Source organism: Brevibacillus panacihumi W25 (assembly GCF_000503775.1).
Lineage (GTDB): Bacteria > Bacillota > Bacilli > Brevibacillales > Brevibacillaceae > Brevibacillus > Brevibacillus panacihumi_A.
In genome coordinates, this window is record NZ_KI629786.1 from 85,352 (window position 1) to 102,746 (window position 17,395).

Sequence of the window (17,395 nt, forward strand, 5' to 3'; positions counted from 1 at the left end):
AAATGATCGTCCTTCACTTGGGATCCATGTTCATGTAGTTAATGGCCCACAGATGCCCTTCCAAGTCCACGAAGCCCCAATGATACATGAACCCATGATCTTCAGGTTCAGCGTGCAATTTCCCGCCCAAGGATACCGCGGTATTCACGATTTCATCGACCTTTTCCCGGCTCTCGAAGGCCAATGCGATCGTCATCTGCGCATATTTGCTCGTATCGACGGATTCCTTCTCCGTGAGCGTATTAAAGAATGCTTGATTGATCAGCATGACCTGCAGGTTGTCGCCGATCACGATGGCTACCGAATTCTCGTTCTCGGGGAATTGCGGGTTGAGCTCGAATCCGAGTCCGGTGAAGAACGCTTTCGATTGTTCTACGTTTTTTACAGGCAGGTTGAAGCTCGTGAATGCGGACGTTAATGCCATTTTCAAAACACCTCTTCGTCAAATTAGTTTGTGAGGTCGGCTACTATCCAGCATCCTCTGATGCCGCTACAGCCGGTGAATCCCTATTAAAGTAACGTGCCCTTTAGGCCGCTGGGTCAACCTCACAACTAAGCTGGAACGTAGGTCAACCTGATCACCTTCTCGCCAATTCGATCGCTTGCCACGAGGCGCAGCGGCGGCCGCGGACCGGCGAAGAACGGCTTGCCGTGACCCAGCACGACTGGATGGAGATAGAGTCGATACTCATCAACGAGACCGAGCTCCGTTAGACTGTGGGCCAACTCCGGCCCGGCAACTTCAATCTCCCCTTCATGCTGAGCCTTCAGCCCACGTATGACCGCTGCGAGGTCGCCCTCAATCAGAGAAGCGTTCGGACCGACGGACTTTAACGTCCTCGACACCACCCACTTCGGTTTGCTTTGCCACGCCGCTGCGTATTCCCGTTCCGGCGCATCCCATTCAAAATGGTCTCCGTCCCAATACCGCATGGTCTCGTACATGCGGCGCCCGTACAGGCAGCCCGCCAGGCCGCGCACGTCGTCGATGAAATGACGGAATAGCACGGGGTCGGGCTGAAATGCCGTGTGGTCGTGGTCGACGAATCCGTCCAAAGACTGGTTCAATGCGAAAACGATCTTTGCCATGCGACTGACTCTCCTCCCTGGTTTTCTCGCACATTCATCATCAAGATTACACGTTCCATTGCAGCCTCTTTTATGTCTACATTTTATCATCCAACAGCATGTCCGGTTTCTCATGGATTGCTAATGTGCACAGTCCTGGCCTGACCGAATACAAATTTAATGTAACGAAGGATGGTAAATTAAACAATTCTGTCCGTTAATGCAATACCCCAATATTTTGTTTGCACTTTAATTTGGCAAAAAGAGAATCAGCCCGATTCCAACTAGAATCGGGCTGTGCGAATGCAATTTATACTTACTAACTCTAATGTAAATTTACCAACTCTAATGTCATTGAACAGTAACGCTAATGTTCACAGAAAATAAAGTATTAGACTGCAATTGTTGATTTGACGCGGTTTTTGTGCTAAAAAATCGTCAGCGTTTGAGAAATAAGTTTTAGACTGCCGCTGCTTTGTTTAACTATTGTTATTTCGTTTAGTTGAAGAAGTGACAATTACTATCCAGTATTTCCTGATGATATTATTCTTTCTCATTCAAATGATAGATTAGTTGCACAACGCCAGAGGAGAATGTTCTTGTATTAACCATTTTTAAATTCAACCTCTGTTTTATATCTATAAACAGAGGTTTTCCTTCTCCCAAAATAACAGGGTGCACAGATAATCTAAACTCATCAACAAGCCCTAAATCCATAAAAGTTGTAATGAGACTTGCTCCGCCATATAGCCACATGTCTTTACCAGGCTTATTCTTTAATTTATTTACTTCTTCAAGAATATTATCATTTATGAATATTGCTTTATTATCAGTCCCTTTTTTTGTCCTGGAAAACACATATTTTTCTTTACTATGATATAATCCCCACATTTCTTTTTCAGTATCAGTAAGTTCAGTTTCTGGAGTAAATTCTCCCCATAAATCATAGCTTTTTCTTCCATATAAAATAGTATCAATTTGATTTAAGAAATCAATAAACCCCATGTCAGAGTCCGCGATGCACCAATCAACTTCCCCATTCTTCCCTTCAATAAAACCATCTAAAGTAACTGCTAAATCTAAAAGTATTCTTCGTTTCATAATTTGTTCCTCCTTTCGTTGATCTACCACCCATTATAGATTTTTAATATGTCACCTTGTGTCATATATATAACATAAATGGTATCTTTTTAACTATCCTGCCCGTTAGCTTAGTCAGTAGGCGTAAGTCTAATACTTTATTTCCCGAGTCTACAACTTTATTTCTCAGTCTAATACTATTTTTTCTCAGTCTACTTTCATCTAACAAAAATAGCCCCAGTTATGACCAATTTATTTGGCACACTGGGGCTGATAATGATCTTAAATTAAGTGACAAACTATATTACTTGGTAGCAGACTTTTTTATTTAGTGGCAAAGTCTATTATTTAGTGACAGACATTATTATCACTTAACAGCTTTTGACAGGTGTAAAAAAACTCTGGAACTACTTTTGTGGAATTTTACTGGTTTTGATGCGACACGTGATAAACATGAAAAAAGGAAAGTGTGAAACCACTAGAAATTACCATAAAAAGAAAGTTGGGAACCATTGTTTGATCATAAGGAGCACAGATCATAGACTAACCAGTGTTGTTCATTTCAATTTTCAAATCTCTTCCCAGTTTTGTTAAGAATTTTGTGTAAACTCAGTCAACCGATTTATGAAAAGGTTTCATCCCCCTAATTGGGATATCCTTTTCGTAGACAACGGAGTCAAGGGCGTAAGGCGAAGCGAATCCTTGACACGTTGGTAGAGAAAATGACAATCCCTTCGGGAGTGACGCCTTCATTTTAAGCTGATATACGGCTTTACTTGATCCTCAAAGAAACTAGAATAAAACTAAATTTCCAGTTTTCTTAAAGTGCCTTTCTGCTCTTCTTAGCATAATTAACGATACTAATATCAACACAACTAAGACTAACAACAAAGTTCCTAAATCAGGTAATATGTCAAAAAAAGAAGCTTTAGACATTAATAGTTTTCTAACAACATTTATAGAATACGTAAGAGGAAAACAAAATGAAACTAATTTTGCCCAAAGTGGAAAAGCCATTTGTGGGACTCTTACACCAGAAAAGATATTCATTGGTTCGTCTACAACAGTGAACAGAATACTACAATGCTCCCATAGGCTGAGACACGGGAGCGTGATAAATAAGTTATAATGAAGCCATGGAAAAACGGAACCGATATACCCCAGAATTTAAAACGAAGGTCGTGCTTGAGGTTCTTCAGGAAGAGCAGACCGTGAATCAAATTGCCGCCAAATATGAGCTGAATCCGGTGATGATCAGCCGGTGGAAAGCCGAGTTTCTTGAGCGAGCCTCGATGGTGTTCGAGAAGGGAACCAGTGAAGCGGACAAACTGAGAAAGGAGTACGAGAGCAAACAAGAACATCTGGAAAAGCTGGTCGGTCAACTAACCGTGGAGATCGACTGGCTCAAAAAAAAATCTGGCCTTAAATAAATCCGTCAAAGAGCGCCAAGCCATGATTGAGCGCGATCATCCCACAATTAACATTAAGCGCCAAGCTTCTTTGTTAGGTGTTAATCGTACAAGTGTGTACCGCAAGCCCGCAGGAACGGAGGAGAGCGCTGAAAACATTCAAATCATGCACGTGATTGATGCCATCTACACCGACAAGCCCTTCTTCGGGTACAGGCGGATCACCGTCAAACTGCGGGAAATGGGTTTCAACGTCAATCGCAAACGTGTACGGCGTCTGATGAGACTCATGGGGATTCACGGAATCCATCCACAGCCCAATTTGAGCAAGCGACTGCATGCAAAGTACGTTCGCCCTTACTTGTTACGGGGACTGGACATCCATCGCCCCAATCACGTTTGGGGAGTAGATATCACATACCTTCGCATGGGGAAAGGATTTATGTACCTGTTCACCATCATAGACTGGTTCAGTCGCAAGGTGGTTGATTACGAGTTGTCGAGCACGCTAGAGAAAGGGTTTGTCATGACCTGTCTGAAACGAGCATTTCGTCGCTGTAAGCCAGAAATCATCAACAGTGATCAAGGCAGCCATTTTACGAATGCAGATTATCTCAATCTGTTGGCAGAACATGAAATCCAGGTATCGATGGATGGCAAGGGACGTGCGACGGACAATAGTCGTACAGAACGATTCTTTCGAGCTTTAAAGTATGAATGTATCTATCTGAATGAATTTGAAAATCCACGAGAATTACGGAAAGGCATCAAACGGTACGTCACGTTCTACAATACGGACCGTCCTCATCAATCTTTGGACTATGCAACACCAGACAGGATTTACTACGAGCATGTAACATCGGTAGCATAGGCAGCTTTACATGGAGGGGCGGGCATGATAGGCTAGTTAGCCTCGCGATGCTAGCTTACTAGCCATCGCCCGATCGCGAGCAGTCATGCCCGCAGAGGCTCCATGTCAAGCGGCCTTCGGAACTGTACCACCATTCAAAAAGATGGGAGGACATAACTTATTTTCGTTCTCAAAGTGTCTTGACAAAGGGGGGCATTACATACTAGCATCTCTAGAGAAAAGAAAAGCAATAGTTAAAAAACCTCCCCAAACTACCGCTGAAACTAATAATATTATGAACGCTAAAGGTATTGATAACCAGCCATTAATTTGAATTCCTTCTACCAAAAACATTACTATTACAATAAAAGTGAAATATAACCAGATTCCTTCAATAAGTGACGATAACGAACGCCCATAAATAAATGCTAATCTATTTACAGGTGTAATAAATATCATTTCAAGTGTACCAGATTGTCTCTCATAGCTCATTCTCCAGGCTGACTGCACAAGACACCAGAAAAAAGTGTAGCATAGATATCCAGTTAATAAGAATAATGTAAGTGATCCTGAATCCATGAATCTCTCTATAGGCGAATTTTTACCAGTAAAAAAAGGTTTAAAAGAATAAAATGCAATTAAAAATTTTAAAATTGGCCAAAAAAGAAGTGAAAAATAAATCAAATTACTTTGGAACATATTCCTATGCTCTTTCTTAAATTCTGCAATTATGAATGTTTTCCAGCCTTTCATGCACTTGTCCTCTCTGACATTAATAAAATTACATCTTCTAAGCTAGGTTTTTCCGACACAATATTAAGAATACGTAAGTTGTGGTATGCCAGTAGTGAAACTATAGAATTTGTCATATCTTTTTCTGATTTTATTATCAAATCATATTCATCATCATCTGTACTTTGAATTTGCCACGTTCCCTTGTTTTGGCTAATTTCATTATTTAACTTAGTATGTAGTGAATCTGGTATCTCTGAAACCGTGATCTTTAAGGTATTCTCCTTAAAGAAGAGGTTAGTTAACCTTTCAGGCTTGTCTTGCATAACCAATGATCCTTTATCAATAATAAGTACCTCATCACATAACTCTTCTACTTCTTTCATATAATGACTCGTTAGAATAATTGCTTTTCCTTTTTCCTTTGCTAATTCCTTGACATAATTTCTTAAATGCTTTGCGATTGATGCATCCAAACCTAAGGTTGGCTCGTCAAGAAATAGATATTTGGGGTTATTAATTAGACCTCTTGCAATCTGTAATCGTTGCTTCATGCCTTTAGAAAATTGTTCTACAGGAATATTAGATTTTATATCTAAGCCTACTTCCCTTAATAAACTAGTTATTCGATGATCCAATTCAGCTTCCTTAAGTCCGTAAAGGCTTCCAAAATACCTTAAATTTTCTTTCGCAGTTAGTTTCCAATATAGCATCCGCTCTCCACCAGCAATCATATTGACAATTGATTTTACTTTTTTATCATTTTTTACAATATCCATCCCATCAACAAATATAGTACCACTGCTAGGTTCAAGCAATGTTGAACACATTTTTATTGTTGTTGTCTTTCCAGCACCATTGATACCTAATAATCCAACAATTTGACCTGGTTCAACTTTAAATGATAAGTTGTTAACTGCAATATTTTCTTGCCATTCACTCTTGAACCAACCTAGTCTCTGTTTTGTTCTATAAATTTTACTTACATCATTAACTATTAACATTTTTTCCTCCTACTAGTAGTGCTGTTCAATAATTCGTTTCTCCATATGTTTGATTGATATTGACCCTATAAATAAATAGGTAATTGAAAGTACTAACAAATGGATAACATCATTAATATGCAAGCTTATTAATTGTCCTTCTATAACTACGCTCCTGAACATAGTCAAGGATGGAAAGAGAGGCATAATATAGCTGAGTGGTTTTATCCAATCCGGTAAATAAGCCACTGGAAAGGTGACACCTGATACAAAAGACATTATAAAAAACAGCGTATTTTGACTAATATAAGTATCGCGAAAATATAGCATTATACTTCCCAAAAAAAGAGCCTGGCAAAAGAAACTGAATATTGATAACACCCAAATTAATATAGCCCCAAATATGTTAATTTTACTTAAATCAAGTCCGAAAATAAGACCAAATGTAACAATTATAATGAATTCGAGTGAGGTTCGCATAATTTGTTGTGTTACATTACCAATAAAATATCCCTTCCTCGAAAAGGGCGATATAAGTAATCCTTCTAAAGTCCCTTCTCTATATTCTGTTATTAAGGAACGACTTACATTCATTAATGTTGAAACTGCAAATGAATAAAGTGCACCACCTAAAATAACATAACTTAGATAATCGTTTGAACCCGCATATATTTTGAATCTTGGATCTAAGCTTCCCTTAAATACGTATGTATATGTAAAATAAGCAAAAAGTACCGTATAAACACCCGTAAGTATATGGCCAAGGAAAAATGACCATGGGTATGCTCTATACATTGCTATCGTATTTCTAACAAATGTTGCTTTAATAACCGAAAACATTTACTTCCCCCATTATTATTAATCATCGGTTAACAATCTACAGACTTATTCCTTTGAATCAAAAATCGATAGACATAATTAAATGCCACTATTAAATTATATGTAAGATGAACCAAAATAGCTGTTATTATATCACCAGTAACACAGTACATGATTCCCCCACAAATACTCAGGAGAAATTGGAATAAGTAATCTTTAATTACAAATGATTTTGTAGCCCAGTAGTGGAGAAAATGTTCAACCATAAAAAGCAATGATGAAATGAAAACTCCTAAAGTTCCTCCGACGAATGGATATAGTAGTACTAATACAAATGCCTTATAGTATGTTTCTTGAAAAACTGCTGAACCAATTTTAGTATACAATTCAATTGTGACAGTCTTGAAAGAAACAGGTGGTAATAACGATATAAAATCCTTATTATAAAATGGGCTTAGTTCTTTAAGGCGTGGAATAATGAAACAGATACCTATGATAATAGAGATTAGGTAAAGTCCCCCATCTTGTCTTATTTCGTTCATATGACTGGTTGGTAAGAACAATAAACAAAGCAAGTACGGTAAGAAATATACTGAGCGCCTAACCCAATCAGCACCTTTAAACCAATTATTTTTAATTAAATGAGCATGCCTATTAATGAAATAATTTAAGTTTGTGAATATTAGTAAATAATACATTTCTGTTGTTTTAAATGATATAACAAACATGATTAACATAGCTTCTATAATAACTAGACTTATCCACTGATACTTACTCATAAATCACCTCAAATAATAAAAGTAGATCAAAATGGTGAGAATATAAATTCCCACCGGCCTATTCAACTTCTACTAATTCTTTACTGAGTAATTCTTGAATAAACTCCTGTAAATCGGATAAAACTGTTCCTTTGTCAACATTATAATTAGCAGCAATAGAGGCAGCTATTTCTTCTAATGGGGTTTTTCCATCAATTGATTTCCAAACAATTTCACCAATCTCATCTAGTTGATAAATTTCATTATTCTTTGCTAGATAGTTTATCCCATTTAATACGCGGCTTTGAACAAAAATATCTCTACTTAATATCATTTAATATTCTCCTTTAAATTGTGTTTTATAGGGGGCTGGTACCGATGGGAATCCCATCGGTACCTAAAAAATTAGGCATTTTCCATTCCGGCGAGCAATTTTACACTTTTCAGTTTTGGCGCTTTGTACATTTTTATCACCTCCTTTCAATATAATGTTAACTTAGCTGTTTATCTCTTAATGATCCTTGAACCCTAAGATTTAACTCTTGGCAATACTTCACTACTTCTTTAACGTATTTCTTTGAATCATTAATATATTCAGGTGAGATTAAATAACTCTGATATTTATCAAGTAAGGTATGGTCTCCTGTTGTCTGTTGGTATCTCTTTATTTTTCTAAACATCCATTTTGGATTAGGATTTGTCTCTCCATATACTGACAAATAAGAGTTAACAACAACATCAAGTAATAATCTAGCCATAACAACTGCAGAACCAATATCCTCCGATATAATAGAACCTTGTAAATCCTCAAGTAAACCTGCATATCTCTCTGACGAGGTAACCACGCTATAATAATTTAAATTTTCAAATTCTATTTTCTCGTATATATTATAGAAAGTAGTAGGGTTTACTAATGGTTTAGCAAATTTTAAACGATGTAATAGATCAAACTCACTATAAGTCAATCGATCCAAATAATTTTCGGTTTTAAAATCAAGTTTATTAAGACGATTAATCATATCATTGAAACAATTCCAACTCCAAAACTCAAAATCGTATCGTACTCCATCAACTCTTACATTCCATACAACACATTGTTCAACCTGTAAAACAGCATCATTAGAAGAAAACTGATTTTTTAATCGATCCAAATTCTCATCGTGGCAAATAACATAAATGTCAACATCTGATTTTACATTACCAAACCCCTCAGCAATTGAGCCTGCTACATAAACAAGGGAACTATTTATATCAATCGAACTTATCATTTTCGTAATAGTTTCAGGAGTAACAAGGACCTTTTCTAACAATGGGTGCATAGATTCTCACTCCTTACACTAATGTAAATTTTCAACATTTTTATTTGAAAATAGAATTTGATCTCTAAAAACATCTTCAGCCATTTGCCTTTTTCTTATCATACAACTACCAATTTCATTATTATTTGAATAAACCCAAATTTCAGTACAATAACCTTGACTTAGGAATAATGATGGGCTAGCTGTTAATCCATATGCACCGGATCCCTTTAACACAATTAGATCTCCTTGCTCCAATTCAGGTAGTAGTACGTTTTCTAATAACATATCTGCTGGAGTGCACAAGGGACCACCCACGTTTTGAATAATATTATTACGATTGTTCGAACTGATTACCTCTGTTATAAAGTTACCATCAGTATTTTTCCTAATTCCTCCAGCTGCAGCTATGTTTTGGTGTATACCTCCATCAGTTATGGCAAACCTTTTTCCTCTAGATTCTTTGGTATATAATACTTTAGTTACGTAAAACCCACATTGCGCAACAAGATATCTTCCTGACTCTAAAATCAATCTTGGAACGTATCCGAGGTCATTAATGTAACTATCAATAAAAGGAGATAAATGCTTTTTAATTTCATCAAGATTAACTGATCCTTGTTGTTCATATACTGTAGGCATCAACCCTCCGCCAAAATCTATCATTTCCAACTTGAAATTATGCTTAGATGAAAGTCTAGCTGCCATTTCTAAGATATATTTTGTATTTTCAAAGAAGATTCGCCAGTCCAATATTCCAGTCCCCATATATGTATGAATACCTATTATATGTACAAACTTATATTTGTTATTAATATCACTCTCTGAATAAAACCAATCTTCATCAATACCAAATTTTGATGACGTTCCACTCATTATTAACTCGGAACCTCTTCCAACAAGAGAAGGATTTACACGAAGAGCAATATTGATTTTTCGGTTGTATTTCAGACCAATAGTATTTATTAAATCAAGTTCTTGAATTGATTCAACAACAATACAATAAACATCATGTGAAATTGCAAATTCTATTTCATGTGCAGTCTTGCCGGGTCCAACAAAAATAATATCTTTAGAATTTGCCCCAGCTTTTAATGCACAAATCAATTCTGATTCTGATGATATTTCAAGTCCTGCTCCCAGATTGTTAATATGATTAACGATTGTTACATTCGGATTAGCTTTAACAGAGTAGAACACTTCAATTTTTTCATGAAGAGCATTTTTCAGCTTATTATAGGTATTGGTTAGTATTTGTTCATCATATACAAAGAATGGTGTTTTATATTCGATCGATAGGTTCTTTAAAAGATTCTTTGTAATTAGGTGATCCACGATCTCGCATCTCCTTTATTATTGATTAATACAAAATTCTTTAACAAATCGAGAGTACTTACCATTTCCAACAGTTGATTCAGAGTCAATTTCCAACTTCTTTAACAATTTCATAAGTTTGTTTTCAGCAAATTCAGATTCACTAGTTTCTAATTCAATTTCATAATCGTGTTTTCCAAAATACAAACTATGATCCAAACTTAGTATCCCCAAATCTGTAACATAGTTAGTTCTTTTTGTATTTAAACTTCCGAGTATTCTAATTTTATAGGGGTTAACATTTTTTTCAGCAATACAATGTACAACATCTACAGGAATGCGGTTATTTAACAACATATAAACCGCCTCCTCAATTGAAAGATTTCTTTTAATTTCAGTAGAGGTGGTTAAACTACGTTCCTCCATTTTTTGTTTTAAACAAATTTGGAAATTACCTTGCTTTTCACGTATCCTTAATGTTACCTTCTTTTTTTGCAGACAAAAATTATACGTGTCAAAATAGTAATTAGTTTGTATTACTGTTTCTTTTTCATATTTTGTGTCCAAATAGTTAGCTAATTTATTGAAGTCATCTGCATTTAATAATCTTTTATATTCTTGTTCATTAACAATTTCCACCTCAGTCACTCCTAATTAATTCAGTAATTCTTCCCGTAATCGATTCGAAGATTGATTCTATCGAGTTTATTGCATTTAATTTAAGTGTTTGTTCTTTATATACATAAGATGAATATCTCATTCTCATGAGTTGTTGATATTTTAAGTAACTTTCTTCTAAATTATTTGAAAGTCCGAGATCTAAACCTGCGCTAGCTGGAGAAACACCTTTTACCCTTCGTCGATTTAATGATTCTTGCTCAGGAAGATCAAAAATGAGTGTTAAATCGGGTGTTTTTGCAAAACTATAGCATTTTTCTAAATAATCTAACGGCACTCCCTTTATTGAGTCACGCACAAAAGCAGTATAAACCCACCTATCCGCTAAGACGATTTTGCCACTATTTAAGGCTGGTTTGACGATTTTCTCGTATCGTAAAATGAAATCTGCTAAGTGCATTGAAAACCAAATTAAAGGTGTGAACCCTTGAAGCTTAATCGAGTCAGTAAAAGGCTTAATTTCAGATGAGTTCCATTTCGTGTCAACCACTTCATATCCTTCAGATATAAGATGTTCTTTAATTAGTTTTATTTGAGTTGTTTTTCCACAAGCATAGATACCTTCAAATACGATTAATTTGCCGTTCAAGTTCTGTAACGCCCCCAGTGTATTAAATAAGCATTGTTGCTACTGGCATTTTCGTTTGTTTGAGAAGAGGTTTTTCATATTTTATATCATTAATTTTTTTAACAAGTATTAATTTTGGCTTTTTATATTCCTTCATTATTTTACGCCTCCTAATCTACTTTCCTTAAAATAATCACCTGGCTAAGCTGTAATATCTCCTCGACTTTTTGCGATATTTGATTAAGGTTTTCTATACTTTGTGATGCCCAGTACTTATTAACCAATTTGTGATCATTTCCTACTAAATCTTCAAACACCTTGTAATACCACTTTTGCTTGGTTTGAGGTTTTCCGTGTTCTCCACAATAAACACCTAATGCTTTATATAATGCAGAAGTTGCTAGATAGTACGCTTCTTTGTATCTATTGTCTTTAAAGAAGTTGACTGCATCTTGGTATTCAGAATAGTATTCTAAGTAGCAAGTATGTGTTATCGCCCGCTTTAATAACTCTAGGTCAATACTTTTTATGGCTTCCTCAACTGTTTTACTACGATTGATAACTACACTCTTTTTTAATCGGTAAAGAATTTTCAATTTTGCCATTGAAATAAATGGATCAAGCTCGTTGGTTAATGAAAATTTTCCGAGCCTCTCTATAGTTTCAAGGAGATTTTCAATCTCTATTTTCTCTATGTCTAAGATCATATTATTAATTTTAACGGTTTCAGCTGATCGCCTTTCCTTTTTCCCCTCAATAACGTGATATATATCAATATCTGAAGACCTTGTTCCAAGACCCTCAAAATAAGAAGACCACAAAATGAAGGAGCCTTTTGGATCCACTTCTACCAGTTTAGTACTCAATTCATTAAAACTTGATTTATGTTGTTTCAGTTGCTCCTTTAAAATATCGATATTCTTCATATTAAAATTCATCCTTTATAACAATATATGCCAAATCATTTTCCAATAACATATCTTGGAATTCTAACAAGTCTTTTTCAATTTCTATCTTATCCAACATATAATCTTTTGCTATTTTTTCAATAATCTCTTCGTTTGATGTTTCTCCGTCTAATAACTGCCAAATCAACCATGCTACACCTGATAACTCAAAAGCAGTACCGTCAAGCTTCCCGATATATGCCTTGTCTTCAACTTTTCTAAAAATAACATCAATGGCTCGCTTTAAGTAAGCTGGTTTTACAAGCATCTATGTTCACTCCCTTGCAAAAAATTATAAAAGATACTTTTAAAGCCATTAAATGTGTTACCTGTTCTTCCAAAATACATTAAATGTCTAATTGCAAAGACATAAATCAAATGGTTTTCTAAGTATATGTATGCAACTGGTCCCAAATTCTCAATTACATTTATGTCTTCTGCTTTATTCATTAAATAATAGCTAATTTTCTTTTTTAGTAATAAATTTAATAAACTGTTGAAAGCTTCTTTACCGTGAATAATTAATATATTCGGTTTAAATATTTTCAGTGTCTTAATAAACAGATCTTGACTAATTGAAATTATTTCTGTATTAATTTTTTTAAGTTCCCTAGAGGAACTTGTTGGATAAGTAGTCACATTTGTTTCTATAACTTGTTTTTTAGAAATATACTCAATCCAAGATGTGAGATTATCAATCCCTATTCTGGTTCTTGATATTCCTTTCTTTCCTTGGTTTAATCTTTTGTTAATATAAAATTTCTTGAAATTATTGTAATCACATAAGAGACTTATGTAATCTTTATACGCTAAATCACTAGGATAAATTGGTGTTGCAGGATTTATTCCAACTATGAAAATGCCTATTTCTTTTGGATAAGTTTTGCATAAAAATGGACGTAAATACGGCTCCTTTTGAGATATATAGATGTCTTCAAGAAAAAACTTTTTCGTTATATCAACCATCTAGAAACCTACTTTTAATTAATTCTATAGCCATGTCTGTTACTTGGTTTGTTGATAATGTTGCATCCAACCTTTCTACACTAATTGATTCTATTTTGAAAAAGTAATCATATAGCTTAATCGCTTCTTGTAATTTTTCTGGCGTTTCTTTTGGAGTTAGTTTTTTGCCCCTTTCTTTTAATCTTTGCCAAGCAATTTCATGAGGAACTTCAAGATACACATTCAAATCAGGCTTAATCAAAAGGTTATTTATTCTTCTCAATATTCCAATATCTACATTATTTATATATGGATAAACTAAGTTGCAAATCGAATACCTATCTGTAATAACAGTTTTTCCGGATCCTAAAGCTGGTTCGATATGATACATTGATTTATGAAGTAAGTCTAAACCCCACGATCCCCCCCTTAATATTGGCGAAAAGCACTCTCTTCGCGAGGTATTTAACTTCTTTGCTACTGCTTCTAATTCAGGTGTAAATATCGCATCTTCTTGAGAATAAAATGTTTTTACCTCATTAAAATTGCTTAAATATGTTGAAATATTTTGAGCTAATGTTGATTTACCTGATCCATCAATTCCATATATACAAATAAATTTCCCATGAATATTCATAGCCAATCCTCTCTATATATTTATAGGAGTAATATTTTCAATTTTCCATTCGATATGATTATCTGGTAAACACCATTCAACACGTGCATTCATGAATTCATCCTTGAAAAGCATTCTTGAAATAAAAGCTTTATGATATTCAGGTATAGCATTGTGAGATTCGATGTCTTTCATATCTATCCAGCATGGTTGTACCTTTTCTGGTTCATTATTTTGAAGTTCTCCCTCAACGGAGTTACTTACAAAAAAGAAACAAACTGAATGATATGAACTCGTGTGAGCAATAAATGAAACGACACCCTTCATTTTAAGGTTAACTACTGATAATCCCGTTTCTTCTTGCATTTCTCTTCTACATGCCTCTTCTAATGTCTCGTGAAGTTCAACATGCCCACCAGGTGGAATAAACTTATTATAATTAGATGACTGAGGATTTAATCTTTTAATAAAGGCTAATTTATTATCCCTAAATGCTAAACATGAAACCTGCACTCTAATTTGCATAGACAACATCCTCCTTTACACTCTTCTTATCTCCGTAATCTTTCAAGTGTTGAGCTAGAATTTTAAAATAATCATTAAACTGGCTCAAATTAATTTCTTTACCTCTTCTTAAATTACTTTCGTAATAAATGAGCATTTCAATTTGTTCTTCTTGCTGCATAAAGGGCATCGCTGGCATTTCATATATATATTCTGGTTTGCTGTGTCCTATTTCAGCAACAATTTGAATATGCTTATCGTAAACATGTAAACTATTAACTAAATGAGTGTAAGTCCCAATACTAACCCCAAGCATAGAAGCAACATACTCTTGCATCATAGAAAAATTAAAAACATCATATGGTAAGCCTAAATAAACATCGTTAGATCTCATATGAACCATTGCATGTAATTGTTGATCTCTTATTAAAAATTGAATTCCACACGTACAAGGTATATCTTTACTGTTTACTGCTACATCCCGATGAGAATATATTGGAATCAGCGCTCTTCGTGTATCTGGGTCCCTTTTTAGTAAGCTAATAACTTTTGGTAACTCACCAATAAATCTAGGACCATATGCTCCGTATAATGTTTCTCCGTCATCAGAATATTTTCCGTAACTTGGAGCATAGTACTCTAACATTTTTAAATTATTTGAACCTTTTATGCACCATAACCATTCAGCAATTGCAAAAGGTATTGATATATTTCTCTTTTTGTTTTGTAACATTCTTGTTCTAGGATTATTAATCCTTACGAATGCTCCTAATATTTCATGTGTATGAAGACCACGTGGCGATGAAATATTACCATTTTCAGTTATATATTTACATACTTGAGTATAAACAGAATCAAAGTCGTCCCCAATTATATACATACATACACCCCCTAAAATTACTTTGTAATATCTAAGCAGAAATTAATTAACTTAATTCTCTCTTTTACAACAGTAATTAAGTTTTCAATTTTAATTGAATCGTAAATATATATCGGGAAATTACTTTGGATAAGGTAACTTAGTAATTGTTGTATAATTTTTTCGATACTAAATTCTGCTTTAGATACGAAAGAGTAGCACTCAAGAAAATAGCACATTTTCTTTACATCATAATTGCTTAATAATACAGCCGCCCTACCTATTTCAATCCATAGATCATTAATCCCGGCATAATCAAAATCAATAAATTTTACTTTTTCTCCTTCGCAATGGCTAATAATTATATTACTAGGTTTCAAATCTCCATGAGTTAGCGACAAATGCTGTGGAGAAAAAGAGATTTTATTTTTCTGAATAATTCTATAACGTAAGTCTAGTAAATCACTAATGTAATTTATAGCAATATTTTCTGATGTTCTCGTATGAAAGTAAGATTGATAATTCACTATTTCATTCATAATCTCTTCATAATTTTTTGATAGTTTTCTATTGGGTAATTCTATATTTTTAGAAACCACATGCATTACATGCATATGTTGAGCGATGGCATTTAACGTATGCTGATTACATTCTGTGCTAGGATGTTCACCTTCTAAATATTCCTGCATAGTAAACATATGATTTTCTTCGACTGTAATAAATGAATTTTCTTCATTTAAAAGTACTGATGGTGCAATATTATGTTCAGAACAATTACTTTGTATCTTCAGTACTCTTTCCAATGTAGAGTGGGTTATATTCTTATAAAATTTCAAGATAAAGTATTTTTGATCACTTTTAATTTTATATACATTATTAAGACTATCGACATTTATTTTCTCAATAGTATTAACACTGATTTTTGGATAATTATTACTTAAATACCGGAGTATACTGTCATACATTAAACCACTTCCAAAGATTTGTGTGCTGGATTTGAAATAAAATACTCAAAGCTAATCCTCAAATCCGATTGTTCTAACAATGATAATTTCTCTCTAATCAACTCTTCGTTTCGATTTTCACCGTATAATACTCCTAATAACAAAACTTTCAGCCAATATTTTAGAAAATACGGTAGTTCGTAATGGTTTATGGAAGAAAAGTAATTCTCAACATTATCACTTATTCCATTCTGGTGCCACTTAGTTAATACATCCAGTGTAAAGGAAAATTTTTCCCTATATGAGGAATAGTCACATTCGACTTTTATATTCTGTCCTGAAGAGACGTTATAGTTAATTATCGGTCCCCTGTTAATTAACTCATTCGCTTTTATAAACGGCTCAGTAACATGTAAGCAGGTAGAACTATAATACATGCGTCCAACCTCAACCTTTAACCACCCAGCCATCAATTCTAATAATGTAGAATAAGTATGTGTGTCACTATTTGTAAAATCGAGCATATGGGTCGCTCTATAATTCAAATACATGTCGAGCTTACCTTCTCTGATAAGGAACTGAATATAAGTTGAACAAGGCATATGTTTTTGTTTAGGATTCATCAAACATATTATTGCTTGCCTTGACTCATGATCTTCAGACAAAACAGCTAAACACTTTGCTATTTGATCTCCATAAATTGAGTATAATCTTGGTCCAACTGCCTCTGGAAAATGTCCATTTTGATCAAAAAACTCCATTGCTCCTTTATATTGTTTTAAAACGTATGAGTCTGTTCGTCCTGATAAAACAAATATTGTTTCTACAATGTCAAAAAGCATACACGATAGGCTTTGAAATTCACATTTCAGCAAGGGTTTATCAATTTCACAAAAGACAAAATCTATTTGTCTCGCATTTAAAACCTTATTAAATTTTGTTTCTCTTCCTTCTTGTACCACTTTGCGAAGCATACCATGAAACATTTCCCCAGGCGTTCGAAAGCGATAGTAATTCATCATG

General features: G+C 34.5%; 21 protein-coding genes. 1 reads left to right on the forward strand and 20 read right to left on the reverse strand.

From position 1 onward, the window contains the following. Positions 1–13 precede the first annotated feature (13 nt). From T458_RS49900 to T458_RS49910, 3 genes are all read right to left on the reverse strand, one after another. Positions 14–424, reverse strand: coding sequence for a VOC family protein (locus T458_RS49900; protein ID WP_023558662.1), 411 nt, complete (start codon positions 422–424; stop codon positions 14–16). 128 nt (positions 425–552) lie between these two features. Next, positions 553–1,179, reverse strand: coding sequence for a dihydrofolate reductase family protein (locus T458_RS49905; protein ID WP_252989865.1), 627 nt, complete (start codon positions 1,177–1,179; stop codon positions 553–555). A gap of 432 nt (positions 1,180–1,611) precedes the next feature. After that, the gene (locus T458_RS49910; protein ID WP_023558664.1) at positions 1,612–2,169 is read right to left on the reverse strand and encodes a dihydrofolate reductase family protein; all 558 of its coding nucleotides are present in this window, start codon (positions 2,167–2,169) and stop codon (positions 1,612–1,614) included. Positions 2,170–3,284: 1,115 nt separating this feature from the next. On the opposite strand from T458_RS49910, the gene T458_RS49920 reads away from it, so the two are divergent. Then, a protein-coding gene (locus T458_RS49920; RefSeq protein ID WP_423236789.1) for an IS3 family transposase occupies positions 3,285–4,428 on the forward strand; the annotation gives its coding sequence in 2 pieces (ribosomal slippage) (positions 3,285–3,556 and positions 3,555–4,428; 1,146 coding nt in all). 195 nt (positions 4,429–4,623) lie between these two features. On the opposite strand, the gene T458_RS49925 is transcribed toward T458_RS49920, so the two are convergent. The 17 genes from T458_RS49925 to T458_RS49995 form a co-directional block, all read right to left on the reverse strand. Further along, positions 4,624–5,160: an ABC transporter permease family protein gene (locus T458_RS49925; RefSeq protein WP_023558665.1), complete on the reverse strand. Its 537-nt coding sequence runs from the start codon at positions 5,158–5,160 to the stop codon at positions 4,624–4,626. Continuing rightward, positions 5,157–6,143 (reverse strand): ABC transporter ATP-binding protein, encoded by a 987-nt coding sequence (locus T458_RS49930; RefSeq protein WP_023558666.1) that lies wholly within the window; start codon positions 6,141–6,143, stop codon positions 5,157–5,159. The genes T458_RS49925 and T458_RS49930 overlap by 4 nt, the downstream gene beginning before the upstream one ends. 12 nt (positions 6,144–6,155) lie before the next feature. Then, the gene (locus T458_RS49935; RefSeq protein WP_023558667.1) at positions 6,156–6,962 is read right to left on the reverse strand and encodes an ABC transporter permease; all 807 of its coding nucleotides are present in this window, start codon (positions 6,960–6,962) and stop codon (positions 6,156–6,158) included. A gap of 29 nt (positions 6,963–6,991) precedes the next feature. Further along, entirely contained in the window at positions 6,992–7,720 is a 729-nt protein-coding gene (locus T458_RS49940; RefSeq protein WP_023558668.1) for a CPBP family intramembrane glutamic endopeptidase, read from the reverse strand. A gap of 58 nt (positions 7,721–7,778) precedes the next feature. Next, the gene (locus tag T458_RS49945; protein ID WP_023558669.1) at positions 7,779–8,033 is read right to left on the reverse strand and encodes a PqqD family protein; all 255 of its coding nucleotides are present in this window, start codon (positions 8,031–8,033) and stop codon (positions 7,779–7,781) included. A gap of 157 nt (positions 8,034–8,190) precedes the next feature. Beyond that, positions 8,191–9,018, reverse strand: a complete 828-nt coding sequence (locus tag T458_RS49950) for a hypothetical protein (RefSeq protein ID WP_023558670.1) — start codon at positions 9,016–9,018, stop codon at positions 8,191–8,193. An 18-nt stretch (positions 9,019–9,036) separates the two neighbouring features. Next, a complete protein-coding gene (locus T458_RS49955; RefSeq protein WP_023558671.1) occupies positions 9,037–10,332 on the reverse strand; it encodes a type III PLP-dependent enzyme domain-containing protein in 1,296 nt (431 codons plus the stop codon). 18 nt (positions 10,333–10,350) lie between these two features. Next, on the reverse strand, positions 10,351–10,950 hold the full coding sequence (locus T458_RS49960) for a CYTH domain-containing protein (RefSeq protein WP_023558672.1): 600 nt from the start codon (positions 10,948–10,950) through the stop codon (positions 10,351–10,353). Position 10,951: 1 nt separating this feature from the next. Continuing rightward, positions 10,952–11,578 carry a dTMP kinase gene (locus T458_RS0129285; protein WP_023558673.1) on the reverse strand — a complete coding sequence of 209 codons (627 nt, stop codon included), beginning with the start codon at positions 11,576–11,578 and terminating at the stop codon, positions 10,952–10,954. Positions 11,579–11,727: 149 nt separating this feature from the next. Continuing rightward, entirely contained in the window at positions 11,728–12,483 is a 756-nt protein-coding gene (locus tag T458_RS49965) for a hypothetical protein (protein ID WP_023558675.1), read from the reverse strand. A 1-nt stretch (position 12,484) separates the two neighbouring features. After that, entirely contained in the window at positions 12,485–12,772 is a 288-nt protein-coding gene (locus T458_RS49970; RefSeq protein ID WP_023558676.1) for a PqqD family protein, read from the reverse strand. After that, on the reverse strand, positions 12,763–13,470 hold the full coding sequence (locus T458_RS49975) for a hypothetical protein (protein ID WP_023558677.1): 708 nt from the start codon (positions 13,468–13,470) through the stop codon (positions 12,763–12,765). Before T458_RS49975 ends, T458_RS49970 begins: the two co-directional genes overlap by 10 nt. Further along, complete coding sequence (locus T458_RS49980) at positions 13,463–14,086, reverse strand: dTMP kinase (RefSeq protein ID WP_023558678.1); 624 nt, start codon at positions 14,084–14,086, stop codon at positions 13,463–13,465. Before T458_RS49980 ends, T458_RS49975 begins: the two co-directional genes overlap by 8 nt. A gap of 12 nt (positions 14,087–14,098) precedes the next feature. Beyond that, the gene (locus T458_RS56160; protein WP_051410131.1) at positions 14,099–14,590 is read right to left on the reverse strand and encodes an NUDIX domain-containing protein; all 492 of its coding nucleotides are present in this window, start codon (positions 14,588–14,590) and stop codon (positions 14,099–14,101) included. Next, on the reverse strand, positions 14,580–15,449 hold the full coding sequence (locus tag T458_RS49985) for a thymidylate synthase (protein WP_023558680.1): 870 nt from the start codon (positions 15,447–15,449) through the stop codon (positions 14,580–14,582). Before T458_RS49985 ends, T458_RS56160 begins: the two co-directional genes overlap by 11 nt. Before the next feature lie 17 nt (positions 15,450–15,466). After that, positions 15,467–16,393: a phosphotransferase gene (locus T458_RS49990; protein WP_023558681.1), complete on the reverse strand. Its 927-nt coding sequence runs from the start codon at positions 16,391–16,393 to the stop codon at positions 15,467–15,469. Beyond that, positions 16,393–17,394 carry a thymidylate synthase gene (locus T458_RS49995; protein WP_023558682.1) on the reverse strand — a complete coding sequence of 334 codons (1,002 nt, stop codon included), beginning with the start codon at positions 17,392–17,394 and terminating at the stop codon, positions 16,393–16,395. The genes T458_RS49990 and T458_RS49995 overlap by 1 nt, the downstream gene beginning before the upstream one ends. Position 17,395: the final 1 nt, after the last annotated feature.